Source organism: Pseudarthrobacter sp. SL88 (assembly GCF_026672455.1).
Classification (GTDB): domain Bacteria; phylum Actinomycetota; class Actinomycetes; order Actinomycetales; family Micrococcaceae; genus Arthrobacter.
In genome coordinates, this window is the sequence record NZ_JAPPRD010000001.1 from 2,076,227 (window position 1) to 2,100,473 (window position 24,247).

At 63.1% G+C, this 24,247-nt stretch carries 23 protein-coding genes and 1 pseudogene; 12 read left to right on the top strand and 12 right to left on the bottom strand.

The annotated features are described in order from the left end of the window. Positions 1–61: 61 nt before the first annotated feature. The 5 genes from OVA06_RS09550 to OVA06_RS09570 all read left to right on the top strand — a co-directional run bounded on the left by OVA06_RS09550 (position 62) and on the right by OVA06_RS09570 (position 4,996). A complete protein-coding gene (locus OVA06_RS09550; protein ID WP_268157834.1) occupies positions 62–1,009 on the top strand; it encodes an NADP-dependent oxidoreductase in 948 nt (315 codons plus the stop codon). 92 nt (positions 1,010–1,101) lie between these two features. Beyond that, positions 1,102–1,545: a MarR family winged helix-turn-helix transcriptional regulator gene (locus OVA06_RS09555; protein WP_268157836.1), complete on the top strand. Its 444-nt coding sequence runs from the start codon at positions 1,102–1,104 to the stop codon at positions 1,543–1,545. A 299-nt stretch (positions 1,546–1,844) separates the two neighbouring features. Further along, on the top strand, positions 1,845–2,882 hold the full coding sequence (locus OVA06_RS09560) for a cyclase family protein (protein WP_268157838.1): 1,038 nt from the start codon (positions 1,845–1,847) through the stop codon (positions 2,880–2,882). Between the two features lie 53 nt (positions 2,883–2,935). Next, positions 2,936–3,997: an amidohydrolase family protein gene (locus OVA06_RS09565; RefSeq protein ID WP_268157840.1), complete on the top strand. Its 1,062-nt coding sequence runs from the start codon at positions 2,936–2,938 to the stop codon at positions 3,995–3,997. Between the two features lie 12 nt (positions 3,998–4,009). Beyond that, positions 4,010–4,996 (top strand): fumarylacetoacetate hydrolase family protein, encoded by a 987-nt coding sequence (locus tag OVA06_RS09570; protein ID WP_268157842.1) that lies wholly within the window; start codon positions 4,010–4,012, stop codon positions 4,994–4,996. A 634-nt stretch (positions 4,997–5,630) separates the two neighbouring features. Here the strand turns inward: OVA06_RS09570 and OVA06_RS09575 are convergent. From OVA06_RS09575 to OVA06_RS09585, 3 genes are all read right to left on the bottom strand, one after another. Beyond that, entirely contained in the window at positions 5,631–6,551 is a 921-nt protein-coding gene (locus tag OVA06_RS09575; RefSeq protein WP_268157844.1) for a helix-turn-helix transcriptional regulator, read from the bottom strand. Positions 6,552–7,179: 628 nt separating this feature from the next. Further along, positions 7,180–8,451: an SLC13 family permease gene (locus tag OVA06_RS09580; protein WP_268157846.1), complete on the bottom strand. Its 1,272-nt coding sequence runs from the start codon at positions 8,449–8,451 to the stop codon at positions 7,180–7,182. A 4-nt stretch (positions 8,452–8,455) separates the two neighbouring features. Next, positions 8,456–9,202, bottom strand: coding sequence for a GntR family transcriptional regulator (locus tag OVA06_RS09585; protein WP_268157848.1), 747 nt, complete (start codon positions 9,200–9,202; stop codon positions 8,456–8,458). A 75-nt stretch (positions 9,203–9,277) separates the two neighbouring features. Between OVA06_RS09585 and OVA06_RS09590 the strand changes: the two genes are divergently transcribed. The 4 genes from OVA06_RS09590 (at position 9,278) to OVA06_RS09605 (ending at position 13,062) form a co-directional block, all read left to right on the top strand. Beyond that, on the top strand, positions 9,278–10,126 hold the full coding sequence (locus OVA06_RS09590) for an amidohydrolase family protein (protein ID WP_268157850.1): 849 nt from the start codon (positions 9,278–9,280) through the stop codon (positions 10,124–10,126). A gap of 236 nt (positions 10,127–10,362) precedes the next feature. After that, a complete protein-coding gene (locus OVA06_RS09595; RefSeq protein WP_268157852.1) occupies positions 10,363–11,250 on the top strand; it encodes an aldo/keto reductase in 888 nt (295 codons plus the stop codon). Position 11,251: 1 nt separating this feature from the next. Next, positions 11,252–12,178, top strand: coding sequence for a helix-turn-helix transcriptional regulator (locus OVA06_RS09600; protein ID WP_268157854.1), 927 nt, complete (start codon positions 11,252–11,254; stop codon positions 12,176–12,178). Further along, positions 12,175–13,062, top strand: coding sequence for an aldo/keto reductase (locus OVA06_RS09605; protein ID WP_268157856.1), 888 nt, complete (start codon positions 12,175–12,177; stop codon positions 13,060–13,062). The genes OVA06_RS09600 and OVA06_RS09605 overlap by 4 nt, the downstream gene beginning before the upstream one ends. A gap of 284 nt (positions 13,063–13,346) precedes the next feature. Here the strand turns inward: OVA06_RS09605 and OVA06_RS09610 are convergent, their stop codons facing one another. From OVA06_RS09610 to OVA06_RS09620, 3 genes are read right to left on the bottom strand one after another with little or no spacing between them, the layout of a single operon-like run. Then, positions 13,347–13,898 carry a flavin reductase family protein gene (locus OVA06_RS09610; RefSeq protein WP_268157858.1) on the bottom strand — a complete coding sequence of 184 codons (552 nt, stop codon included), beginning with the start codon at positions 13,896–13,898 and terminating at the stop codon, positions 13,347–13,349. Then, positions 13,895–15,310 (bottom strand): NtaA/DmoA family FMN-dependent monooxygenase, encoded by a 1,416-nt coding sequence (locus OVA06_RS09615; RefSeq protein WP_268157860.1) that lies wholly within the window; start codon positions 15,308–15,310, stop codon positions 13,895–13,897. Before OVA06_RS09615 ends, OVA06_RS09610 begins: the two co-directional genes overlap by 4 nt. Continuing rightward, positions 15,307–16,161, bottom strand: a complete 855-nt coding sequence (locus tag OVA06_RS09620) for a cytosine permease (RefSeq protein WP_268157862.1) — start codon at positions 16,159–16,161, stop codon at positions 15,307–15,309. Before OVA06_RS09620 ends, OVA06_RS09615 begins: the two co-directional genes overlap by 4 nt. Positions 16,162–16,176: 15 nt before the next feature. Between OVA06_RS09620 and istA the strand changes: the two genes are divergently transcribed. Both istA and istB read left to right on the top strand, forming a co-directional pair. Further along, complete coding sequence (istA, locus tag OVA06_RS09625) at positions 16,177–17,412, top strand: IS21 family transposase (protein WP_268157864.1); 1,236 nt, start codon at positions 16,177–16,179, stop codon at positions 17,410–17,412. Further along, positions 17,409–18,167 (top strand): IS21-like element helper ATPase IstB, encoded by a 759-nt coding sequence (gene istB, locus OVA06_RS09630; RefSeq protein WP_268157867.1) that lies wholly within the window; start codon positions 17,409–17,411, stop codon positions 18,165–18,167. Before istA ends, istB begins: the two co-directional genes overlap by 4 nt. 333 nt (positions 18,168–18,500) lie before the next feature. Here istB and OVA06_RS09635 read toward each other — a convergent pair whose 3' ends face one another. Continuing rightward, on the bottom strand, positions 18,501–18,911 hold the full coding sequence (locus tag OVA06_RS09635) for a MerR family transcriptional regulator (RefSeq protein ID WP_268157869.1): 411 nt from the start codon (positions 18,909–18,911) through the stop codon (positions 18,501–18,503). 92 nt (positions 18,912–19,003) lie between these two features. Between OVA06_RS09635 and OVA06_RS09640 the strand changes: the two genes are divergently transcribed. Continuing rightward, the gene (locus tag OVA06_RS09640; RefSeq protein ID WP_268157871.1) at positions 19,004–19,987 is read left to right on the top strand and encodes an aldo/keto reductase; all 984 of its coding nucleotides are present in this window, start codon (positions 19,004–19,006) and stop codon (positions 19,985–19,987) included. A 332-nt stretch (positions 19,988–20,319) separates the two neighbouring features. Here OVA06_RS09640 and OVA06_RS09645 read toward each other — a convergent pair whose 3' ends face one another. From OVA06_RS09645 to OVA06_RS19785, 5 genes and pseudogenes are all read right to left on the bottom strand, one after another. After that, the gene (locus tag OVA06_RS09645; RefSeq protein ID WP_268157873.1) at positions 20,320–21,528 is read right to left on the bottom strand and encodes a cytochrome P450; all 1,209 of its coding nucleotides are present in this window, start codon (positions 21,526–21,528) and stop codon (positions 20,320–20,322) included. A 26-nt stretch (positions 21,529–21,554) separates the two neighbouring features. Further along, positions 21,555–22,526 carry a PDR/VanB family oxidoreductase gene (locus tag OVA06_RS09650; RefSeq protein ID WP_268157876.1) on the bottom strand — a complete coding sequence of 324 codons (972 nt, stop codon included), beginning with the start codon at positions 22,524–22,526 and terminating at the stop codon, positions 21,555–21,557. Positions 22,527–22,627: 101 nt separating this feature from the next. Then, the gene (locus OVA06_RS09655; RefSeq protein WP_442793535.1) at positions 22,628–23,392 is read right to left on the bottom strand and encodes an IclR family transcriptional regulator; all 765 of its coding nucleotides are present in this window, start codon (positions 23,390–23,392) and stop codon (positions 22,628–22,630) included. Between the two features lie 64 nt (positions 23,393–23,456). Further along, positions 23,457–23,681 (bottom strand): SDR family oxidoreductase, encoded by a 225-nt coding sequence (locus tag OVA06_RS09660; RefSeq protein ID WP_268157880.1) that lies wholly within the window; start codon positions 23,679–23,681, stop codon positions 23,457–23,459. Between the two features lie 51 nt (positions 23,682–23,732). After that, positions 23,733–24,219: pseudogene (locus OVA06_RS19785) on the bottom strand (transposase); the annotation flags it as partial. Positions 24,220–24,247 lie beyond the last annotated feature (28 nt).

Sequence of the window (24,247 nt, forward strand, 5' to 3'; positions counted from 1 at the left end):
CTCCCGCCCCAACCTCCGAAATCCGCCCCACTCCAACCGAGACAATGATATGAGCAGAACTATGCGCGCCTATGTACTCTATAGTTTCGACGAGAAGGCCCGCCTGGCCGACGTCAGCGTCCCCGAACCGGGGCCTGGCCAAGTCAGGGTCCGCGTGCTGGCCTCCTCCATCAACCCGGTCGACATCGCAACAGCGAACGGCTTCTTCCGCTCGATGCACGAATACCGATTTCCCGCGGTGCAGGGCAGGGACTTCGCCGGCATCGTCGACACGGTCGGGCCGCAGGTAACTGCCTACCGCCCAGGCGACGAAGTTTTCGGCATGGTCAAGCGCGACTACATCGGCGATGGCACCTTCGCCGAGTACGTCGTCGTGGACCAGGACCGCTTCCTCGTCAAACGGCCAGCGGCACTGGATCGGGATGCCGCCGGCGCGCTGGGCCTGGCAGGGGTAACCGCCCTGCAATGCCTTGACGCGCTCGACCTTCAGCCAGGCGACGCCGTATTCATCAACGGCGCAACGGGCGGCGTCGGATCATTTGCCATCCAAATCGGCCGTTCACGCGGTCTGCATGTCATTGCGACCGCCCGCGCAGGCGAGGAGGACAGGCACGTCCGGGAACTCGGCGCGAAGGACACAATCGACTGGACAACAAGCGACGTGGCTGCGGCGGTGCGCCAATTGCGGCCAGAGGGCGTACGAGGCGTCATCGACCTCGTCTCACGCGACACCGATTCCTTCCTCCATATCGCAGGCAGTGCCAGCCCGGACGGCACTGCAGTCACAACACTTAGCGCCGCACCCGCCGAATCAACCGATGGCCCCGCTATGGTCAATATCCACTCCAACAGCGACCCTGCACTCTTGCGCAGAATCGCTGACCTGGCCGTTGAAGGCCACGTCCGTGTTCCTCTGGTGAAGGTTTTTTCTTTCGAGCACATCGACGAGGCCTTTGCATTACAGGCAACAGCACCACTGGGCAAAGTCGGACTGACCGTCGCAACCTAACGACATTGCTTAAAACAATGCTTCGAGGAGGGTAGAAAATGTTGGGATTCGAGAATGCGGCCAGGCAACATGCTGACCGCTATTCTTTCTCAGTGACTAACCCCGACGCCGTGCGGCACATGCTGCGCCTCCTCACATGGACTGCCGCCTCAACCCATGCCAACGGGGAAAAGGCGGCAGTCGCGGCAACAGGACATGGGCTCACTAGATGGCAGCTGCTGGACCTGATGTCGGGACCCGGCACCACAGTCCCCGCTGCTGCACGGGAACTGCGACAATCGCGGCAAGCTACCCAACGCCTCACAGACGCTCTCGAACAGGCCGGCCTGGTCGAACGAGCACCCAATCCAGGCCACCGGACATCCCCCATCTTCCGCACCACTGCCCGCGCCACAGAGACACTCAAGGACCTCGACAACAGTGTCTCGGGCTGGATTGATCATCTCTGCTCGCGAATGACAGCTGAAGAAGTTGACCACTTCATTCACCTCCTGGGACGGGTCCGAGAGATCGCGGACGAGTACCGCGTCGACTGATGCTCGTCCCGACGCTACCTGCCTCTTAGCTGATGCCGGGAGGGCAGTCTCCCTCACTTCCTTCGGGTTTTCATGCAAACAGATGATGCCCAAAATCCTGAGCCGGCGTACCAGATGACCCCTCTGGCCGGGATAGCGGTCCGATCCCACGGCGAAGACCGGATCCAAACATGATCGAGTCAACCAGCCCTCTCCAATCCTGCAGCTACTTCATGACGACGTACCAGACGGCATCGTCACTCGCCTTGGGCGCCCTACTCACCCAGCACCAGAGTCCAACCGACGGAAAGCAGTAAGCCGTGACCAATCAGGAAACAGCTGTAAACACCGGCACCGGGGAATCCAACGATTCCCCGGTGATCCGGCGTGAAGACGCACTGGCCAGCATCACCGCTGCCGCCGACAAGTACAACAACTGGGGCCGCTGGGGCGAGGACGACGTGCTGGGCACGCTGAACTTCATCGACACCGGCAAACGCATCGAGGCAGCCTCGCTCGTGACAACAGGCGGGGCATACTCGCTGTCGCAGCCGTTTGACACCAACGGCCCGCAGAAGGGCTGGCGGCGCAGGACCAACCCCGTGCACACCATGACGGACACGGGCGTGGACGCCGAGCGCGGCAACCAAGGCTTCCCGCACGGGTTCGGCGGCGCGGACGACGTGATCGCGATGCCGTTGCAGTGCTCCACGCAGTGGGACGGGCTGGGCCACATCTTCGACCGCGGCAAGGCCTGGAACGGCCGCACCGCAGGCGACGTGGTCACCTCCGAAGGCGACCTGGTCACCGGTATCGAAACCGCCGCGGCCAAGATCGTCACCCGTGGCGTCCTGCTGGACGTCGGACGCGCCCTGGGCCCGGACCTCGGCCGGACCGACGACGAACTTCCGGACGGCTTCGCCATCACCGTGGAGCACCTGGAGCGCACCATCGCCCTGCAGGGGCCCAGCTCGCAGGTCCGGCGCGGGGACATCGTGGTGATCCGCACCGGACAGTACACCCGTGCGCGCCGCGACGGCTGGGGCGACTACGCCGGCGGTTCCGCCCCCGGGCTGTCCTTCAGCACGGCACCGTGGCTGCACTCCTCGGAGATCGCGGGCATCGCCACCGACACCTGGGGTTTTGAGGTCCGGCCCAACGAGTTCGACGCCGCCTTCCAGCCCCTGCACCAGATCGCCATTCCCAACCTGGGGCTTTTCCTGGGCGAGATGTGGGACCCGGACGGCCTGGCGGAAGCCTGCGCCGCGGACGGCAGGTACGACTTCCTGCTCACCGCAGCCCCGCTGCCCATCACCGGCGCCGTGGGCTCCCCCGTAAACCCCATCGCGGTCCGGTAGGCATTTCGGCATTGATGCCGCCAGTCAATCCATCATCTGTAAAAGGAATTCACATGAGCAGCAATTCACCCACTGTCGACGTCCACGCGCACGTCCTGCTCCCGGCCCTGCAGCAGCTGGTCGCCGAGCAGGACCCGGCCGGGTTCGCCACGCACCAGGAGCTGGAGGTGCGGCGCAACGGCCCCGAGTCGATGGCCGCGTCCGGGAAGATGATCAAGGAACGCTGGCCGCAGCTGACGGACCTGGACCGCCGGCTGCAGGACATGGACGCCCAAGGGGTGGACGTGCAGCTGGTCTCGCCGTCGCCGTCGCACTTCTACTACTTCGCCGGCGGGGAACTTTCCCTGGAGCTGGCACGCCGCGCTAACCGGGCAGTCCGGGAGTTTGTGGAGCGGGCTCCGGAGCGGCTGAACGGCCTGGGCCTGGTGCCGCTCCAGCACCCTGCCTTGATGGTCGAGGCGCTGGAGCATGCGGTGCTGGAGTGCGGGCTGCTGGGCGTGGAGATCGGTTCGTACGCGGCCACCCCGGAGGGTGACCGGACTACCGTTGAGCTCTCGGACCCGCGGCTCGAACCGTTCTGGGCCCGGGCCGAAGAGCTGGGCGCGCTGGTGTTCCTGCACCCCTTCGGCTGCTCGCTGGATGAACGGCTGGACCGCTTCTACCTGGCCAACACCGTCTCCCAGCCCGCCGAAAACGCGGTGGCCCTGTCCCACCTGATCTTCAGCGGCGTCCTGGACCGGCACCCCGGCCTGAAGGTGCTCGCGGCGCACGGCGGCGGCTACCTGCCCACCACGCTGGGCCGCTCGGACCACGCCTGGAAGGTCCGGCCGGAGGCACGCGAGTGCGCCGAACCGCCGTCGTCCTACCTGAAGAAGCTGTACTTCGACTCGCTGGTGCACAGCCCCACCGAACTGCGCGCCCTGGTGGCGTCCGCCGGGCCGGAACAGGTGCTGCTCGGCTCCGACTACCCCTTCGACATGGGCTCGGACAGTCCCGTGACCGACGTGCGCGCCGCCGTACTGCCAGCGGGCGACGAGGCACAGGTCCTGGGCGGCAACGCCTGCAGGCTGGGCATCACCGCGGCCGATTCCCTTACCGCCCGACCGACCGCTTAAGGAAGACGACGCATGGTCAAGATCGCACGCTGGAATGACGACGGCGGGACGCACGCCGGGTTCGTAGCGGGCGGCAACTGCTACGCCCTGCCGCCCGGGCACACGGTCAACACGCTCGTCGAGGCCGGACTGTCCGAGGCCCTGAAGCTGGCGGATGAAACCGTTGGCTCTGCGCCGCCGGTGCCGCTGACCAGGGTGACACTCCTGGTACCGCTGGTTCCCGCCACGATCAGGGACTTCGTTGCCTTCGAAGAGCACGTGGAGGGGGTCCGGAAAAGCATCGACGGTGCCGCCGGCGTGGTCGCGGAATGGTACGAGGCCCCCACGTTCTACTTCACCAACCCGCACACCGTTACCGGCACCGGCGAAGTGATCGGCATACCGGCAGGCTGCACGGACCTGGACTTCGAGACCGAGGTGGCAGCCGTCGTCGGACACGTCCCCGGCAGCGACGGGCGCAACCTGACCGCCGAGGAGGCGCACCGGCACATCTTCGGCTACACCATCCTCAATGACTGGTCCGCCAGGGACCTGCAGCGCCGCGAGATGAAGGTCAGCCTCGGCCCCTGCAAGGGCAAGGACTTCGCCAATACCCTGGGGCCCTGGATCGTCACTGCGGATGAGTTCGAGGATCGGCAAGACGCCGAAGGCTTCCTGCCGATATCGATGGCGGTCGAAGTGAACGGTGAGCAGATCGGCCAAGACCTGCTCTCCAACATGGGCTGGCCGTTCGCGGAGCTCGTGGCGTACGCCTCCCAGGACTCCGTGGTGAAGCCCGGCGACGTGCTCGGCTCCGGCACCTGCGGCAGCGGCTGCCTGGCCGAACTCTGGGGCCGCAACGGCGCCCAGACTCCCCCACCGCTCACCACCGGCGACGTGGTCCGGATGACCGTTGAAGGCATCGGCACCATCGAAAACACGGTGGGTGCCCGGCGCGAGGCCGTGACCCGGATTCCCGCCCAGACCCGTCCACGCAACCGGGTTGCCACTGCCAAGTAGCCTCAAACGTACATAAAAGGACCATAACCGGCCGATTGAACTACGCCCCCCTTTCTTCACACCCTTGTCTCTCAAAGCCCTAGGGTTTTGAGAGACATAGGAGTTCCCTGGCCTGGGAAGCCCCATCTCCCAGTTCATTGTCGCCGGTCTCATTTCCGAGAGCGCCGTCGACGTCTGGGCCGGCTCGCGCCCTCCGTGGCTCAGGTCGTGTTCGCTATCCGCAACGTCGTCGTCACCGCGAGGGCCGTCGGCCCAAAGCTCCACACACGCGCACTGCCATCATCCTCGACGGCGGCTTGCCCGCCAGCATCGTCGGTGTCCCCGCGTTGCCTGGCACAACCCCGTTCCTGACATTGGCGGTCCTCGCACTGATCACCGCGTTCCCGATCAAGCAGATGGCTGTGTCCGACCCGGCGAATCGCGTGTGTAGTCCATCGGGGGCCAAATCGCCCGACTTCTGCCTCCACGAAGCACGAGGCGGCCGCTGCGCTACCGCTCCATGGCCGCGATAGCGATCCGCGTTGTGTCGGGTAGCGCGCCAAGCCGGTCTGGCGGCAGGTCGAAGCGGCCGATTCGCAAGAGCCCGGACCTATTATCGTCAGTGCCAGCTCTTTGTCGGACCAGGAATCCCGGGTCAGCCGCGAGGTTTGGACGGCTTACCGTCCTGGGCCGCCTTCGGCACTCTGTACGTGTCCGGCGCCCCTGGATCTGCGCTTGCCGCCCACGAGGCCAACAGCTGCATCCGCTCGGCCGATGGCGTGCCTGGCTCCGCGGCATAGATGGTCAGGGTCAAGCCCGGTTCCGACTCCATCTCCATGCCTTCGTAGGCCAGCGTCATCTCGCCGACTACCGAGTGGTGAAAGGTTTTAAATCCGGTGCCGTGGTGACGGACGTCGTGTGCCCCCCACAACCGGCGGAACTCTTCGTTCCGCGTTGAGAGTTCACCAATCAGGTCATGCAGCTCCTTGTTATGCCGATCGCGCCCGGCTTCGGTTCGCAGGATCGAAACCGTGATCTCTGCGAAGGAATCCCAGTCGGGGTAGAAGTTGTGTGCACGCGCGTCCAGGAAGGTGAACCGGGCGATGTTGGGTAGTTGCCCCGGCATGTCGTAAGCGTCCTGGTAAAAAGCACGGCCCAAAGCGTTGGCCGCGAGCAGGTCCATCCGACCATTCCGCACGAACGCTGGCCCGACGGTGATAGCGTCCAGTGTCCACTGCAGGCTCTGGTGCGGTATCCAGGATTTCGGGTTCCGCCTACGCGGCGGCCGCGCGACCGGGCTGGCCGCCTGGGCGAGGTCGAAAAGATGCGCCCGCTCCGCCTCGTTCAGCCGCAGCGCCTTCGCTACGGCATGCAACACCTCCGGAGACGCACCGCTGATTGCACCACGCTCCAGCTTGGTGTAGTACTCAACGCTCACTCCAGCGAGGGTGGCGACCTCGCTGCGCCGCAGTCCTGCCACCCGCCTGTTCGTCCCTTCGGGGAGACCGACTTCTTTCGGATCCACCTTTGCGCGGCGAGAAATAAGAAACTCACGCACTTCAGCCCTGTTATCCATGCATTCAACCCTAAGTCGGAGGAAACCCGCGAGGGAGTCCCTGCCGGTACCTACATCGACCGTGACTCGGAGCACGGTGGACCGTCGGTTTTCATACCAGCAGCTGCTCTAAGACCCTCGCACACTTTGCCGTGTTGGGGTGCCCGGAACCGGGGCACACAGCGAGGCCGGGTGTCGTTTAAGGGGATGACGTCGCTGCACGCGGCGCCCGTGGGCCCGCCGCGCTACGCGGCACGTTACCTGGACTGGGACGTGGCGTCCCCCATCAGCCATATTGGCTCCGGCATATGCCGCGCGTGCCGGACGGAGGCTTCTCGCCCGTTCTAGCGGCGGCACCTTCGCATATCTCCAAAGGCTCCTGGCCGTCCATCGTTTCTGCGGTAGAGGCAAGACATCCATCGACTCTTGGGCGAGACGGCCCCGATCTGAGGGGTCGCACCATTGCCGAGGGCCCAGATTCTGCATGCCGCCGCAAGGCAATGTCATTCTGCCCGACTTCCCCGGGCGTCAGAGCGGCTGTGTAATCGCGGAAAAAGCACAAACAGCATTCGGCACCGGGCAGGCGTACAGAGGCAAGCAAGAGAAGGCGGGCTGATAAATCAGCCCGCCTTCTCTTGGTGTTTTGGGTTTAGATCACGACGAAGAGGAGCCAGGCCAGTAGGGGTGCTGCCGCGATCATGGACATGCCCCAGATCATCATGCCGCGGAAGGTCTTGTCGCGTTTGTCTTCCTCGGTGTTGGCGATGACCAGTGCGCCGCCGGTGGAGAAGGGGCTGGAATCAACGGCCGAGGCGGCAATGCAGAGGGCGATCACGAAGCCCAGGACCCCGATGGAGCCGGTAGTGAGCAGGGGTGCCGCCAGTGGAACGAGCACAACGAACATGGCGTTGGTGGAGGCGAAGGCAGATACGACGCCGGCCACAACGAGCATCATGAGTGCGGCGAGGAGAGGTGTGCCGATGCCGGCGACGGAGTTGGCGAGTTCTTTGATGACACCGGCGGTTTCGAGAACGCTGATGTAGGTCACGATTCCGCCGATCAGCAAAATGACGTTCCAGCCGATATGGCCGAGGGCTTCCTTGGAGTGTTTCGGGTACAGAGCGGAGAGAACGACGGCTGCGGCGAGGGCAAGGAACCCGACGTCGAGCTTAAAGCCCAGGGCGCCGACGAGAATGCTGACCATGAGCACCACGGTGACGATTTTCTCGCCCGTCCAGGTAGCGGTTTTGGTGATCGTGGCGGTGCCGCCGCCGAGGTAGGAGGTGGTGGAGTCCGCAGTGTCTTCCTCACGGCCGCGGCGCATCAGTTCCAGTCCCCCGAGCAGAATGAACGCGACCACGTTAATGACAACATTGGCGATGAAGGTCCAGAGGAAGAGCTGGCCGGCGTCGACGGAGACTCCGACTTTCGCCAAGACTCCGTTGACGATGTTGTAGTAAACGGCGATGGGCGAGAAACCGCCGGCGTTGGTGCCGTTGATGATGCACAGCCCGACCAGTAGCGGGTTAATCCTGTAGCGCTGCGCGAAGGCGAGGCCCACCGGGATAAGAATAGCGTTGGTAGCTGCAGACAGCGCCCCGGATCCGGTGATGATGGCGGCCAGGATAAAGAAGACCCATGGGACAAGGGCAACCCGGCCCCGCACAGCACCGACGGCGCCTCCGACGATTTGGTCGATCGTTCCGTTGGCCCGTGCCATGCCGAAAAGGTAAGTGACGCCCAGCAGGGTGATCAGAAGGCTGCCAGGGAAGCCGGAGGCGATGTCGGCGGCTGTCTGACCGAAATAGATTACGCCGAGAAGAAAGGCAACAACCAGGGCGACGGCGCCCATGTTGATGTTCCGCCACATTGACAGGCCGAAAATGAGAATAAGGCCGGAAACGGCCACGAGTTCTTGCATGGCTTTAGTTGATCTCCACTTGGTATCGGAATGATGATGCCAGCCCGTAGGACTCGCGGTACTCGGCGACGTCGCCGGTGTGGGTTCGTGCGGTGCGGTTGATTTTGACCAGGGGTTCCCCGGCGTTGCAGCTCAGAAGTTCTGCTTGGGCGTCTGTTGTCTGGGTGACGGAAAGTTCCTCGGTTGCCGAGCCGATGATGACGCCGATCCGGTTTTCGTATTCCGGATACAGCAGATTGCCGAGCTCATTGAGCTCAATATCAGTGATGGCCTGAAACTGCGGCAGGGGCAGCCAAATGTCTTCGACCAGAAAAGGGGTGTCCTGCCACAGGCGAAGTCGGTGAAGGTGCAAGACGGAGGAATGTTCAGGGACCTTCAGGGCGGCGGCCACGTGGGCGGGTGCGTCCTCCGTGGTCCGTTCGAGGATGCGGCTGCCGGGCGTCTGTCCGGCTCCACCCTGCATACGGAAGAAGCGGAACAGGGAGTGCTGAAATGTAGCCCGACGAACATACGTGCCGCGGCCCTGGTGGCGTTCCAAAATCCCGTCCGCCGCCATTTCTGCAAGCACACGCCGCAGCGTTCCCACTGAGATGCCGTACTCCTCAGCCAACGCAGACTCGGGCGGCAACGGTGTGGTGCTGGCCCATTCGTTTGCCCGGACGCGCCGGATCAGGTCGTCTTTGACCCGGGCGTGAAGCGGCAGTCGCTGATCCGTCTGAGCCAAAGCCGCGGAACTGGAAGCTTGTGTCATGCCTCACAGCCTAGATGATATTCCTATATAGGTCTAGTCCTATAAATGATTAGTTGTTTCGTTTACAGTGATTGCATGATTGGATTGCCCAACGCCGCGACTGATACCCACGCCCATATCTTTGAGCCGACCCTGACGTCTGTGGCCGATGCCAGATACGTGCCGGATTACGCCGCCACGCTGGACCAGTATCTTGACGTGCTGACCGCCCACGGAGTGGATCGGGGCGTTCTGGTGCAGCCGAGCTTTCTGGGATCGGACAACAGCTACCTTCTCTCTGCCCTCGCAGCCGTACCGGACCGGCTTCGCGGAGTTATCGTGGTGTCACCCGAAAAACTTTGCTCCGAACTCTCCGCAGGGAGAGTGGAAGACCTGCACGGGGCAGGCGTCCGAGGTGTCCGGCTGAATCTCATCGGCCAGCCACTTCCGGATCTTTTCTCTCCGAGCTGGCAATCCGCAGCGGTCACGATGGCAAAGCATGGATGGCACCTGGAAATCCAAGCCTCCGGGCGGCAATGGCTTCATCTCGCAGCGGCTGTTAGAGCGTGGCCAGGGAAACTGGTCATAGACCACTTGGGCCTTCCGCAATCTGATTGTCCCGAGGCCCTTCAGGCCGTGCTTGAGCTCGCCCTTTTCGAACATGTCTGGGTCAAAGTTTCCGGCCCTTACAGATCCTCCCGCCAACAAGCCGCGGTGGTGTTCACCGAACTCGTGGAGCGGGGCTGCGGTGCGAGGATGGTCTTCGGCAGCGATTGGCCGTTCACCAGGCATGAAGACCATACCTTTACGGAAGTATTGACCTGGGCCCAAGCCCTGGCGGGGGACGATCTCCTGCGGAACATGATGTCCACAAACCCAGCGACCCTTCTTGGATGGCCTGCGCCAATCGACGACAAAGCATCAAAGCCGATGCTCCGTTCGTGATCATGCAACCTACCCGCTGACCTTCTACCGCCGGATTTGCCAAAATATCGCCGCCTGGGACCATGGCGGCCCCCGCTCGCTCCTCTTGGACCGCCGCGGCCAGGCTGACCGCTTGGCAGTTTTCGGGCACTGTCGGTTTTGTGGCCGTGATGGGTGGTCTGGCCGACCACTGTTCATCTCGCCCTTCCAGGAAGACTTGGCAGCCGGTTGACTGGTGTTGAGACGAGAGGATTGACATGTTAGAAACAACGATCGCCCTGAACAACGGACTGGAGATCCCGGCCTTGGGACTCGGAGTCTTGCAGAGCGAGGGCAGCGCAGCGACATCGGCTGTGTCGACAGCGCTGCAGACCGGGTACAGATTGATCGACACGGCAGCGGCGTACTTCAACGAGCGCGAAGTTGGTCAGGGCATTCGTGAGTCGGGAGTCGACCGAGCGGACGTGTTCCTCACGACGAAGCTATGGATGACAGATTACGGCTTCGATAACGCACTGCGCGCGTTCGAGATCAGTACCTCTAGGCTCGAGGTCGACTACCTCGATCTCTACCTCCTGCACTGGCCCTGGCCTGCGAACTGGAGCCAGACGATCGCGGCCTACAAGGCGGCAGAACGGCTGCTGGAAGAGGGACGGGTGCGTGCGATCGGAGTGGCGAACTTCAAACCAGATCACTTGCGTGCCCTCGTGAGGGAGACTGATGTAGTTCCCGCGGTAAACCAGGTCGAGGTACACCCGAACTTCCAACAGCCCGTCCAGGTCGCCCTCCACAAGGAGCTGGGGATCACGACACAGGCTTGGTCGCCGATCGGCGGTGTATACAGTTGGGCCGGCGAAAACGGTTCTGTCCCCCCACTGCAGAACGAGTTAATTCAAGCCATCGCCGAGGCACGCGGCAAGACGCCCGCTCAGGTGATCCTGCGCTGGCATCTTCAGGAAAGGCGCAGCGCCATCCCCAAGTCCGTGAATCCGCAACGGATTGCGGAGAACTTCGACGTGTTCGACTTCGAACTGACCGCCGAAGACATGGCGGCCATCGCCAAGCTCGACAGCGGCCGGCGAGGTGCGATCGATCCCGACGACGCGACCCCCGAGGTCATTGACCTCACCATCGACGAGGCCTGAGGTGTCCGTTCCCGAGGAGATCAGCAGTTTTCTGACCTCGCGGCGTGCCCGGATCAGCCCGGAACAGGCGGGCGTGCCGGTCTTCCCCGGCCACCGACGTGTCCCTGGCCTGAGGAGGGAGGAAGTCGCGCATCTGGCGGGTGTCAGCACTGACTACTACTCGAAGCTGGAACGGGGCAATACCCGCGGCGCGTCTTTCGAGGTGCTCGATGCAATCGCCCGCGCCCTGCAGCTGGATGACACCGAGCGGGAGCATCTGATGAACATTGTGGGCATAGCGTCATCTCCGCGCCGCCGAAACCCCCGGCCCAAGAGCCGGACGGTGGTTGCCCCCGGAACCCAGGCGGTGCTGGATGCGATCACCGTTCCCGCCCTTGTGCAAAACTCCCGGTTGGACTTTGTCGCGACCAACAGACTGGGCGCGGCACTGTATGGCTTGCCGGGTCCGGTCCAGGGCGGGGAGAAATTCAACGCGGCCAGGTACCAATTCCTTGACCCCCGCGCGGTGGACTTCTTCATCGACTTCGACCGGGCAAAGAGGAATGCGGTCGCGTTGCTGCACCAGGCCGCCGGGCGTGACCCGTTTGATGAGGAACTCATCCGGCTCGTTGGCCAGCTTTCCACCCAGAGCGCGGAGTTCCGGGCGATGTGGGCGTCCCATGACGTCATCCGCTACCAGCGCGGCACGAAAAGGTATCGGCACCCGAACGTGGGCGACCTCGAGTTCGGCTATGAGTCCTTCGACCTCACTACCGATCCCGGCCTGACCATGCTCGTCTACACCTTCGAACCAAACTCTCCTACGGCCGAACGGGTGGGACTCCTGGCCTCTTGGGCCACAACGCCCGCCAACGGTAAAACCAGCCCCGCGAGACGCGCCCCCACAGGGGCTTCGTCCCGATCACTTTTCCCACAGGAGGAACGATGAACTATCCAATTACCCTGAACAACGGGGTGAGCATGCCCACGGTCGGCTACGGCGTGTTCCAGAGCGCGCCGGAAGAAACCGCCGTTGCCGTCGAGACCGCCCTCAAGGCCGGCTACCGGCACATCGACACATCCGCAGGCTACGGAAACGAACGCGAGGTCGGTGAGGGGATCCGCCGGTCCGGCATCGACCGGGACGATGTTTTCATCGAGACTAAGGTCTGGGTCAGCGATTACGGCTACGACGAGACGCTCCACGCGTTTGAAAAGAGCGCTGCCAAACTCGGCGTCTCGCAGATCGACTTGCTGATCCTGCACCAGCCCATGCCTCAACACTTCGAACGCACCCTCAACGCGTACCGCGCGCTCGAGCAACTCCTCGCAGACGGGAAGGTGCGATCCATCGGCGTCAGCAACTTCATGCCCCACCACTTGGCGGCGCTGCGGGCACAGACGGAGATCATCCCGGCCGTCAACCAGGTGGAACTGCACCCCTATTTCACACAGTCGGCGGTCCAACGCGCCAACGCCGAGCATGGCATCCTGACACAGGCATGGTCACCCATAGGTGGGATCACCTTCTACCCCGGATGGGGCGAGAACCGAAAGAGTGTCCTGGAAGACGAAACCATCGGTCGTATCGCTGCAGAGCACGGTAAAACCCCTGCACAAGTCATGCTGCGGTGGCACCTCCAGCAGGGTCGTTCGGTGATACCCAAGTCCACAAACGCCCAGCGAATCGCGCAGAACATCGACGTGTTCGACTTCGCCCTTGTCGACGACGACCTCAACGTGATCAACGCCCTCGACCGCGGGGTACGCGGCGGACCCGATCCCGACGCAGTCGACCCCTCGACGTGGAAGCTAGAAATACCCGAAGCCTAACCGCGGCTATGACGAACACCGCCACGGGGCAGCGCTGGATCTGATCATGAAACACCCGGCCAGCCGTACTGAAAAACGACGAAGACTCCCCCAAGGCCACCGTCGTGCTTCGGCACGAGGCTCTGCGTTGGCGGACTCTTCTCCTCTGGAAAAGGGGTTCAAGCGCCGTCCACGGTTGTCGCTGGCGAACGGTTGTCCACGCTGCTCCGTGAAAGTGCCGCCCCTTGATGGCAAGTGGCGGCACTTTCGTGGCGAGACGGACCCCCCGCAGCTCTACAGGGGTGCTATGAGCGGCCGTCCGTAAGCTTCCCGGCCTGAAAGGTGCCGAACGAGGCGTTGTGGTGGATGAGCGGTGCGTATTCGGGGGCGATACTCGATCCGGTGATCGCGAGCACAACGAGGAGGTGGTCGCCTGCGGGATGCTCCGCTGCGACTTCACACTCGAGCCACACGGGCGAATCGTAGAGGGTGACGGCTCCCGAGGGCAGCCGTGTGTACTCAAGACCGTCGAAGCGTGCTGCGGCGTTCCTCGACGCCAGCCGGTTGACCGATCCGCGGTGAGCGGTTCCGAGGATGCTGACTCCCAAACGGGGAGCTCCGCGTAGCCGTGGCCAGGTGGACGACTGCTGCTGCACGGCAAAGGAAGCCATCGGCGGGTTGAAACTTACACCGGGTGCAAAGGAGGTGGCGACCATCACCGTCGGTATACGTTCCACATCCGCGGCCACAGCGACGACTCCCGACGGGATGCCTTTAAAGGTTGCTCGCACACTGTCGGTATCAGGGTTCCCGTAGACGAGATTCCAGTCTGCGAAGTGCTCTGGCCGGAGTGTCACGAGAGGACTGCCTTTTCGGTGGGCGGCGCGACCGGGTCGGCTCCGTGGGTGGTTCGGTATACGGCACCGGGGTGGTTGTCCGGCAGCCGATCACTGTCATGACCAAGGATGCGCCGCCTCATCGAACCCGTGCGGGGCTCGTCGGGCAGCATCCAGCGATCCCGGAGGAGAGGGACCACATGATCAATGAAGTCGCGGTAGGTCGCCATTCCACCGTAGGTGTACTCGATCAGGAAACCGTCAATGTCCGTGTAGTCGACGATGTGCTGCAACTGGTCCGCAACCGACTCCGGCGTTCCGGTCACCCGGATCCCGCCGATGGAACTTGTGATCCTGTCGAGGATCTCGGCGATGGTGGGACTTTCGTCGCCCATTTGGAACGTGCCGAGGGTGGACTTGCCCACTTCAGTCGAGACGTCGGCAAGCGTGGCGTTAAGAGGGAAGCTCATCAGGTCGACTCCGCTCCAGCCCATGAAGAGAGCAGCCGCAGATTCCCGCGACGGCGTGCGGTCGAGCTCCTCGCGCAGTCGTCGCGCTTCCTCCTCCGTGGAGCCGACGACAATCGCGACGGCGTCGATCACTTTAATGTCACCTCCGTCGCGGCCGTTCTCCACGGCACGGGCGCGGAGATCAGCCACGTTAGCTTTCACCACGTCGAGATCGCGGTCTTGGATGAAGATACACTCGCCGAATCTTCCCGCGAAGGCGCGGCCGGCCGGGGAGGTGCCGGCCTGCAGGAGTAGAGGGGTGCGCTGCGGTGACGGGATTGCGGTGAAGTATCCGTCCAAGTCAAAGAAGTCACCGTGATGGGTGATGCGGTGGACTTTCGATGGATCAGCGAAGGTCCGGGTTGCCTTGTCATGCACCACCGCGTCGTCCTCCCACGCACCTTCCCAGAGCTTCAGCGACAGTTCGAGGAACTCCGTCGCCCGACGATACCGCTCGGCGTGCGGAGTCACATTCGTCTGCCCGAGCAACTTCGAAAGCGCAACCTGGTTGTCGCTGGTCACGACATTCCAGGCGATTCGGCCCTGGCTAAGGTGATCGAGGGTGGCGAATGTTCGGGCGTTGAGGTTGGGCTGCTGGGCTGTCGTCGAAGCGGTCACCACGAACCCGAGGCGGTCGACTGTCGCTGCGAGACCAGAAATGAGGGCCATCGGGTCGTGTACGGGAACCTGCACGGCCTCGCGGATGACGACCTCTGGCACTGCGCCGTCCGGCTGCATGGGGTAGCCTAAAGCCTCGGCAAGGAACAGGAAGTCGAAGCCGCCGGCTTCGAGCTCTCGCGCCATGTTTTGCCAGTAAGGAAGCGTGGCGAAACCCTCGGTGTCGCTCCTTGGATGACTCCAGGCGTTGCTAATGAAATTGGGCGTGAACTCCTCGAACGCGCCCAGGAAGATCTGCTTGGTCATGCGTGGTACTCCTTCGAATCGGATAGCGGTGCCCGCGACGTACGATGAACGGCGCGGCGGATGATGATGTAGAGGGCAAAGGCAAGCAGGAAGCCGGCTAGGGATGTCACGTCTCCTAGCCCGGGAAGTGCGCTGGGCAGAAGTCCGACGTACAGGGCCTGATTCGCGAACAGCAGGACGGACGCCACCATGGCTGTGACCATGGCAATTGGACCCGCGACATTGCGGAAGCCGGGCTTCCTGTACGCCGCGAAGTCGACACGCGGAGCGAGAAACCGATCCGCAAGAATCACTCCCAGCCAGGGCGCGATCCAATAACCCATGATGAGCAGGAAGCCCTCGTACGACGAGACGTCCTCGAGTGCGAGGATGCCGAGAGCGATTCCCACGGCGCCCACGCACAGAACTATCGCCGCGCGAGAGAAGGCTGTCGGAGGATGGATACCGATCGCCGCAAAAGAGAGTCCACTCGAGTACAGGTTCAGGGCGTTTGCGCATAGGGCTCCAACCCAGATCGCTAGCAGTGTTGCAACACCGAGCCATCCAGGTAGGAGATCGGTGTAGGAAGACGTCGGATTGGCGAAGTCCCACTGCTGGAGCCCCACAGCAGTGACGGCGGCAGCTCCCGCGGATTGAAGCACGATGTTGGGCATCCAGACGCCCGCCCCTGCGAAAAGCCCTGCCTTCGGGCCATGTCGCGGATCGAGATAGCGCGAATAATCGGCGGCAAAGGGCGACCACGCGATCGTGTATCCGAAAGAGGTGCTGACAGCTATCCAGAACGCCCCTGGCAGGGGCTGTTGACGCCAACCGAAAATAGGGCCAAAAGCGCCAACTGAAAATGAGGCCACTGACCATTATGGAAGGTGATCACATTGGATGTTTGGGCGCAGATACGCCATCGATACGCGACGGAGAAGATCTCCAAAAGGGAGCTGGCTAAGCAGCTCGGGGTTTCCCGGGGGACGGTGGACCGGGCGTTGGAGGCGGAGCGGCCGCCGAAGTATGAGCGGAAGCCGGCCGGTTCGAGCTTTGATGCATACGCGCCACGGGTGCGGGCCTTGTTGGTTCAGACGCCGACGATGCCGGCCTCGGTACTGGCCGAACGCGTCGGCTGGACGGGCTCTGCGTCCTTGTTCCGGGACAAGGTCCGTGGACTCCGGCCCGAGTATATGCCGGCGGATCCGGTGTACCGGCTGGTTCATGAACCGGGCCAGGCGATGCAGTGCGATTTGTGGTTTCCCCATGAGCCGCTGCCTCTGGGTCACGGGCAGGAGGGCAAGCCTCCGGTGTTGGTGATGACGTGCGCGTTCTCCGGATACATCCAGGCCAGGATGCTGCCGACCCGCACGACCTTTGATTTGCTGGGCGGGATGTGGTCGCTGCTGCAGGAGGCCGGCGCAGTGCCTAGGCAGCTGGTCTGGGACAACGAATCAGGGATCGGCCAGGGCAGGCTGACCGAGCCGGCGGCGGCGTTCGCGGGCGTGCTGGGCTGCGAGATCCGGCAGTTGCCGCCACGGGACCCGGAATCCAAGGGCATGGTGGAGCGGATGAACCGTTACTTCCGCCAGGGCTTCATGCCGGGCCGGACGTTCGCGTCCCCGCTGGATTTCAACGACCAGCTCGCGGACTGGCTGCCGCGGGCGAACGCCCGCTATTCCCGGACCCGGCACGGACGCACGGACGAGCTCTTCGTCCGGGACAGGGAAGCGATGCGGCCGTTGACGCCGGTGGCGCCGGCGAGCGTGTTCCGCAGCAGTGTCCGGCTGCCACGGGATTATTACGTGCGGGTCTTCTCCAACGACTATTCCGTGGATCCGGGTGCGATCGGGCGAATCGTGGACGTTGAAGCAGACCTGGAAAAGGTCACGGTGAGCGTCGACGGCCGGCTGCTGGCCAGCCACGAGCGGCGGTGGGCCAGGCACCAGATCTTCACCGACCCCGCGCACGTGGACAAGGCAGCCTCGCTCCGGCGGATCCACCGCAGCGTCAAGACCGGACGGTCCGCCGTGGTGGAGGAACGGGACCTGTCGATCTATGACGAACTGTTTGGGGTCGCCATCCCCGACGATGCCCGCGAGCTGTCCGGGGCGGGACGGTGAACGGGGCAGCGAAGGACATCGAGTACTACGCCCGTGCGCTTCGCGCGCCGCGGATCGCCGACGGCTACCGATCCCTCGGGGACCGGGCACGGGAAGCAGGCTGGTCACACGAGGAATACCTCGCCGCTGTCCTCTCCCGAGAGGTCGCCGAACGAGAGGCCTCCGGGGCCGCCCTGCGGATCAGGGCAGCGAGGTTCCCCGGACACAAGCTGCTGGAGGAGTTCAACTTCGACCACCAGCCTGCCGCGGACCGGAACCTCGTCGCGCACCTGGGCACCGGGGTGTTCCTGGAAGAAGCCAAGAACGTGGTCCTGCTCGGCCCGCCGGGGACCGGGAAAACCCACTTGGCGGTCGGGATCGGGATCCGGGCCGCACGCGCCGGGCACCGGGTCCTGTTCGACACCGCGACCGGGTGGGTATCGAGGTTGGCCGAAGCCCACGACCGCGGTCGCCTGCCCCAGGAACTGGCCAAGCTCCGCCGATACAAGCTGCTCATCGTTGACGAAGTCGGCTACATCCCCTTCGACCAAGACTCGGCCAACCTGTTCTTCCAGCTGGTCTCATCCCGCTATGAACACGCCTCCCTGGTGCTGACCAGCAACCTCGCCTTCAGCAGGTGGGGCGAAGTCTTCAGCGACGCGACAGTGGCCTCGTCAATGATCGACCGAATCGTTCACCACGCAGAAGTCCTGAACCTCACCGGCAGCAGCTACCGACTCCGGAACAAGACAAAAACCCAGCTTCAGGCACAATAGAACAGCAACCCGTGGCCCCGTTTTCAGTTGGCAAAACTGGCCCTAATTTCGGTTGGCGTTAACACAATGCAGGTATTAGGGACACGCGAGCAGGTCCTGGGGCCAGCGCCGGGCGCGCAGCTCGATCGCAGCGAGGCCCACTTGCCGCGCCGATCTTCTTGACGTGTGGTCCCGCAGGAAGGTGGCGTGATGATTATTCGCCAACACCGGGACAACGAGGACTAGGAAAGCTTGTCGAGTACAGTGGGACTGCTCGCGTAGTTAGCTGCAGAAAATCGCGTATTGTTCCACACCCCCGCTACATTGCCTTCTCGTTGACACGGCTGACGGCAGCTATGGGCTCGGCACCTGATTGCCGGTGTGGATGGCTTCCCTGTAGGCGCTGATTTTCCGTTCCAGGGCACCGAGGTGCACATGTACTTCTGCGAGTCGTGCAAGAACCGCCTCGTGGTGCTGCTCAAGCAGGGCGAGCCGGTCCTCGGCAGAGGCCCCCGCCTGGTACGCAGCGGCGTACTCACGCATCTGTTGGATATTCATGCCGGTACCGCGGAGCATGAGCACCCCGGCGAGCCAACTCACGGAAGAAGCATCGTACCGGCGCCACCCGCTCGGCCCTCTTCCCGGCGCGGGGGCGATGCCTTCCTTCTCGTAATAGCGGATGGTGTCCACGGTGGTGCCAAGAACATCTGCCGCTTCACTGATAGTGAGGCCGGCGTCGGGTCCGGCCGGTGTCAGGGGAGGCATGCTCCCCAGTCTCCCATTTGACATGGTGTGCACACCAGCACCGACGCTGGAAGCATCCGGACGCTCCGGACCTTGATGTGAAAGGGCAGCATATGAAACAGGTTCCACTGGGCTCGCAAGGCCTGACCACCTCCGTCATGGGCCTTGGTTGCATGGGTATGAGCGCCTTCTACGGCGGCGCCACCGAGGACGAATCGTTCAGGACCATCCGCCGGGCGCTGGACCTCGGAGTGACTATGTTCGACACCGCTGAGGCCTACGGGCCCTTCACCAATGAGCAACTGCTGGGGAAAGCGCTCGGCGGTGATCGCGATCGCGTGAGCATTGCCACGAAGTTCGCCATTGAGTTCGACGACGACGGGACGCCTCATGGGCCCAACGGTTCCCCTGAGTACGCACGCCGGGCCCTCGACCGGTCCCTTCGTCATCTGGGAACCGACCATATCGATCTCTGGTACCTGCACCGCGTCGACCCGGCAACACCGGTTGAGGAAACGATCGGGGCGATGGGGCAGGCGGTGGAGTCCGGCAAGGTCCGCTACATCGGCGTCTCCGAAACGTCAGCCCAAACACTGCGGAGAGCTCATGCAACGTTCCCGATCACAGCCATTCAGTCGGAGTACAGCCTGTTCGAGCGGGATGCGGAGCACAACGGAGTCCTTGATGCCGCCCGTGAACTGGGCATCGGGTTTGTTCCGTTCTCACCGCTGGGCCGGGGCTTCCTCAGCGGCACGATCACCAGAAAGGATGATCTGCCGGAAGGTGATGCCCGCAGGAACCTGCCTCGATTCTCCGATTCAGCCATCGAGGCCAACCTCCGGATCCTGGACGTGCTGCGGACGATCTCGGAGCGAAGGGGCATCACACCAGCGCAGCTCGCACTTGCCTGGGTGATCCACAACGGGACAACCCCCATCCCAGGGACCACCAAGACCCATCGCGTGGAAGAGAACGCGGCCGCAGCGGACGTCGAGCTCACCACGGCGGACCTCGCCCAGATCGAGAAAGCCTCACCCCACGGGGCAGCAACCGGCACTCGGAACACGCAAATAGCCATGGCGCGGGACCGAGGCTAGCACGACCAGGCGCCATCTTGGGATGTATGTGTCTAGTGGCCGGGTCAGGGCTCCTGCGAACTCCTACACCAAGGTCAGAACGTCGGCAGGCCGCGCCTGCTACAGCGGACATTCCCCTTTCCGTCGGAATAACAATCAGCGGTATGGCCGTGGCAATTCCTCCAGCGCTGCACTAGCACTTAGGAGTTAGCACCGAAAGCAGTTCGGGATGAGAGGTGGCAAGGGGTGAGTCAGGGCCGCCGCCCGAAGGTGGCCGTCATCATGTATGTCGCATTACTTGTCTGGTATCCCGGATGGGCGGGTTTCCGTCTTGAGTGCCTCGTGTGCGGCTTTCAGGCCAGTTCGACGCGCACGGGCAGGGATTCCCAGGCCCGCAGGGTGTTGTTGTGGTGCCGACGGGTTGGGCCGTTGATTTCAAGGGATGTGATGCGTTTCGCCAGTGTGTTCAGGATGGTCGACGCCTCTAGCCGTGCGACGTGCTGGCCGACGCATTGGTGGATGCCGAAGCCGAACCCGACGTGGCCGGAAGGGTCCCGGTTCAGGTCGAAGATTTCGGGGTTTTCCCAGCGGCGTGGGTCGCGGTTAGCTGAGCCAAGGAACATCAGGATCTTTCTGCCCTCGGGAATGAGGGTTCCGCCCACTTCGATGTCGCGGGTCGTGGTCCGGAAGAACGTCTGCACGGGCGACTCGAACCGTACGGCCTCGTCAAAAGCAGTGCGCGACAGGGCAGGACCTTCGCGCAGCCGGCCCCACTGGTCTGGGTTGGTGGCGAACGCGAAAAGAACGGCAGCGAGACCGTTCACTGTTGTGTCGACGCCGGCAGTGAGCAGTGACCGCACAATCAAAGGTGCCTGGGCTTCAGTGATGTCTCCCCTGTCAGCCGCTGCCCAAATCTGCGCACCAAATCCATCCGGTGTCAAAACATCGCGGGCGCATTGAGCGGCAATGGACGCCGAAAGCTCGGCGACGCGCGGTGCTCCCTTGGCGACGAGCTCATTGGGAGGGCCGAACGCGTTGAAGACGTGGTCTCCGTAGGGCAGGAGGTTCTCCCGCCCCTCTTGGGGTATGCCGACGGCATCCGGAAAGATCCTGAGGGGGAACGCTGCGGCGAGGTCCGTGACAGCGTCGAACTCGGTGCCCTTCGCCAGTAGATCGTCCACAAGTTCCTCCGCGTCGGCTGCCCAAGACTTGGCCAGCCGGCGGAGCTCGCGGGGCCCAAGTATTTTGGAAAGGATTGCGCGGGGTGCATCGTGGTGAGGAGGGTCAGCTTCTAGGAGCAGGCTCGGCGGCCGCCACGGCTTTTCATAGCGGAAGTTGCTCAGCCCCACGCCGGCGGCAGATTGGAAGGTTTGCCAGTCAGTCAGGGCAGCATGAACTTCCGCGTAGCGGCCCATCGCATAAACATCGTACTTTTCCAGATACACAACAGGACCAGCCTCGCGGAGGGCGGCTTGGAACGGTAGGGGGTCCTCGAGTACGTCGTAGCTGAACGGGTCGACGTTGCTTACGGGGGTATCCGAGGTAATTGGTTGTGCAGTCATCGCGGGTCCTCTCTCAGGAAGCCGGGTTAGAGGTCAACAACTAAGCGGTCACTGCAGGAGCGTGAGACGCATGGAAGCATGCAGTGGCCCGCGGCCCGGTCAGCGTCGCCGAGAATGGAGTCGCGGTGGTCAGGCTCCCCCGCAAGGACGGTCACTTCGCAGGTTCCGCAGGTCCCTTCCCGGCAGGACGTCAAAACGTTTATTCCTGCCCCCTGAAGTGCGTCAAGAACGCTCTCGTCCGGGGAAACAGTAACGGAGAGGCCTGCCCGGGCAAGCTCGACTTCGAAGGCTGTGTCCCGCGCCGGGGCGCCCTGCGCCTTGGCCGCGAAGTGTTCCAGACGTAGCAAGCCTGTCGGCCATTGGGCGCAATGATGTTCGACGGCGGTCAGAAGGCGTTGCGGACCGCAGACGTAGACTTTCGTATCCATGGAGGGCCCGCCGATGAGCTCACCCAGGTGACACGGCCCGGTTTCGTCCTTGGGCATGACCACAACCCGCTCGCCGTAGGCAGCGAGCTCGTCCAGAAAGGCCATAGTGGTCCTTGACCGGCCAAGATAGAGCAGCTTCCAGTCAGCCCCAAGCATCTCTGCCTGCTGGATCATCGGAAGCATCGGGGTTATGCCGATACCGCCAGCGATGAACAGGTACTTTTCGGAAGGCACAAGAGGGAAATTGTTCCGGGGCCCGCCCAGCGCCACCATAGTCCCCTTCGTCAGCTCTTCGTGGATGTAGGCGGAGCCCCCGCGCCCGGTCCGCTCATGCAGGACAGCAATGCGGTAGCTGTAGGCGTCCCACCTGTCCCCGCAAAGCGAATACTGACGAATAATGCGGGATGGAAGCACTACATCCACATGGGATCCTGGCGTCCAGTCAGGCAACCTCCGCCCATCAGGGCGGGCCAGGTTCAGGGCAACCACGTCTGTCGAAACCCTGATCTTCGCCGTCACGGTCAGCTGGATTTGCGACCCGTCGGCGACGGAATTCTTTCCCGTGAACATCTCGGCTCCTTTGCTCGCAGCGTTCTACCCAAGGTTCAACCGAACGTGACCGACACCACTACACGAGTCTCAATGATTGAGAGAATAAATCTTGGGGGGAGCTATGAAGGAGGGGGCGCCGGGTACCCCATCGCACGGGACACAGCGGCGGAAGCGGCCTGAAGGACGGCGATCCGAGACTTTGCGGCGGCGTCGTTCGGTACAACAATCGCCAAGGCGGCCACTACTTTTCCGGCCGGGTCCTTGACGGGCACGGCGACGCCGGTGGCATCGGGGTGTATGTGTCCGGACAGGAAGGCATATCCCTGGCGACGCACCTCTGCCAGGGCTGCCCGCAGCTGTGAGGGGGTGCTGATGGTCTGTCCTGTGAACACTTCCAGCGGTTGCCCCAAGATGCGTTCCTGCTGCGCCGGCGGGGCGAATGCCAGGAGCAGCAGACCTGAGGATGAGGCGTGCAGGGGCAGGCGACCTGCAACCCTCGTGATGTTGATGACGGCTCCGGGGGCTGTGAGACGCTCGACGAAAAGCACCTCGTCGCCTTCCATGACACCCAGTTGGATGTTCTGGCCAACAATCGCATGGAGGTCCTCCATGACAGGCATGGCGGCTTCCCTGAGGCTGAGGGTTGGCGAGGCGCGCGAAACCACTTCCCACATTCGAACCCCGATCCGCACACGGCGGTCCTCGTCCCTTTGAAGCCACCCAAATCTACCGAGTTCTTCCACCAAGCGAGATGCGGTCGCGATGTGCAGCCCGGACCGCCGCGCAATTTCAGTGATTGTCAGGGCCGTATCGCCGGGCCCGAAAGCCTCTACGATTCGGACTGCGCGCGAGAGGACCGATTCCCCTCTTTGAGTACGAGGCATGTTCTATAGCTTCCGGTACTGCCAAGGAAGTGTCGAGCCTGCTTAGACCATGGCGAACGTCAGTCTAGGCGAAGAATCCACCATCGACCGGAAGGCTGGTGCCGGTCACGAAGAGCGCACGGACTGAAATCAGGAAGGCTGCAGCGTAACCGACCTCCCCTGGCTCTCCCATTCGTTTGATCGTCTGAGGGGCAATCAAACTTTCGATAACCTTCGCAGGCGCGGTACCGGCGAGAGGTGTGCGAATCGCATTGGGGAGAATAGCGTTGACTTTAATACCGCGTCCCATAGCCTGTAGCCGCGTTCTTGGTGACCCCAATTACGCCGTGCTTGGTTGCGGGTTCTGCCACTCGATCATCTCCCCGCTGCCCTTCTCGGTGATGAGCGAGGTGGTGTCCTTGGAGCCCCTGGCGCCGTACACTTCGGCGAAGTGCGCCGCGATCTCCTCGGTCGTGAGCCCTTTCGGGCTCAGTGACAACACGATCTCTTCAACACCAGTCAGCCGCCGCTGCCGCTTGCGCACGATGGAGGATCGGAAATCGAGCCGGCGTCCCGCGGCGCATCGATCTCCACCGGCCCGATCTCAGTCAGCAGGGTTTTCGTGCGGGTGCCTTTGCCGGAGCTCCCGCTCCCCAGCCCGGCCACGTCGTGCTTTTCGTATCCGAGGTGTTCGTTCCTTTCCGCTTCCAAAGCGGTCTCCAATACGTTCTTCGTCAACGGTTCAACACCCCGTCAGGGCCGACGAGGTCCATGCCCCGCTCCCTGGCCTGGGCCAGGAGCTGCTGCGCTAACTCTTCCTGATCCACATCAGTCACCATGGGATCCATGGTTACGCTCATGATCAGTCCTCCCCGC

Coding starts and splice junctions, on each gene's coding strand:
- OVA06_RS09550 (WP_268157834.1), top strand. CDS start 62: ATGCGCGCCTATGTACTCTATAGTTTCGACGAGAAGGCCCGCCTGGCC.
- OVA06_RS09565 (WP_268157840.1), top strand. CDS start 2,936: ATGAGCAGCAATTCACCCACTGTCGACGTCCACGCGCACGTCCTGCTC.
- OVA06_RS09570 (WP_268157842.1), top strand. CDS start 4,010: ATGGTCAAGATCGCACGCTGGAATGACGACGGCGGGACGCACGCCGGG.
- OVA06_RS09575 (WP_268157844.1), bottom strand. CDS start 6,551: ATGGATAACAGGGCTGAAGTGCGTGAGTTTCTTATTTCTCGCCGCGCA.
- OVA06_RS09580 (WP_268157846.1), bottom strand. CDS start 8,451: ATGCAAGAACTCGTGGCCGTTTCCGGCCTTATTCTCATTTTCGGCCTG.
- OVA06_RS09585 (WP_268157848.1), bottom strand. CDS start 9,202: ATGACACAAGCTTCCAGTTCCGCGGCTTTGGCTCAGACGGATCAGCGA.
- OVA06_RS09590 (WP_268157850.1), top strand. CDS start 9,278: ATGATTGGATTGCCCAACGCCGCGACTGATACCCACGCCCATATCTTT.
- OVA06_RS09595 (WP_268157852.1), top strand. CDS start 10,363: ATGTTAGAAACAACGATCGCCCTGAACAACGGACTGGAGATCCCGGCC.
- OVA06_RS09605 (WP_268157856.1), top strand. CDS start 12,175: ATGAACTATCCAATTACCCTGAACAACGGGGTGAGCATGCCCACGGTC.
- OVA06_RS09615 (WP_268157860.1), bottom strand. CDS start 15,310: ATGACCAAGCAGATCTTCCTGGGCGCGTTCGAGGAGTTCACGCCCAAT.
- OVA06_RS09635 (WP_268157869.1), bottom strand. CDS start 18,911: ATGCCTCCCCTGACACCGGCCGGACCCGACGCCGGCCTCACTATCAGT.
- OVA06_RS09640 (WP_268157871.1), top strand. CDS start 19,004: ATGAAACAGGTTCCACTGGGCTCGCAAGGCCTGACCACCTCCGTCATG.
- OVA06_RS09645 (WP_268157873.1), bottom strand. CDS start 21,528: ATGACTGCACAACCAATTACCTCGGATACCCCCGTAAGCAACGTCGAC.
- OVA06_RS09650 (WP_268157876.1), bottom strand. CDS start 22,526: ATGTTCACGGGAAAGAATTCCGTCGCCGACGGGTCGCAAATCCAGCTG.
- OVA06_RS09655 (WP_442793535.1), bottom strand. CDS start 23,392: ATGCCTCGTACTCAAAGAGGGGAATCGGTCCTCTCGCGCGCAGTCCGA.
- OVA06_RS09660 (WP_268157880.1), bottom strand. CDS start 23,681: ATGGGACGCGGTATTAAAGTCAACGCTATTCTCCCCAATGCGATTCGC.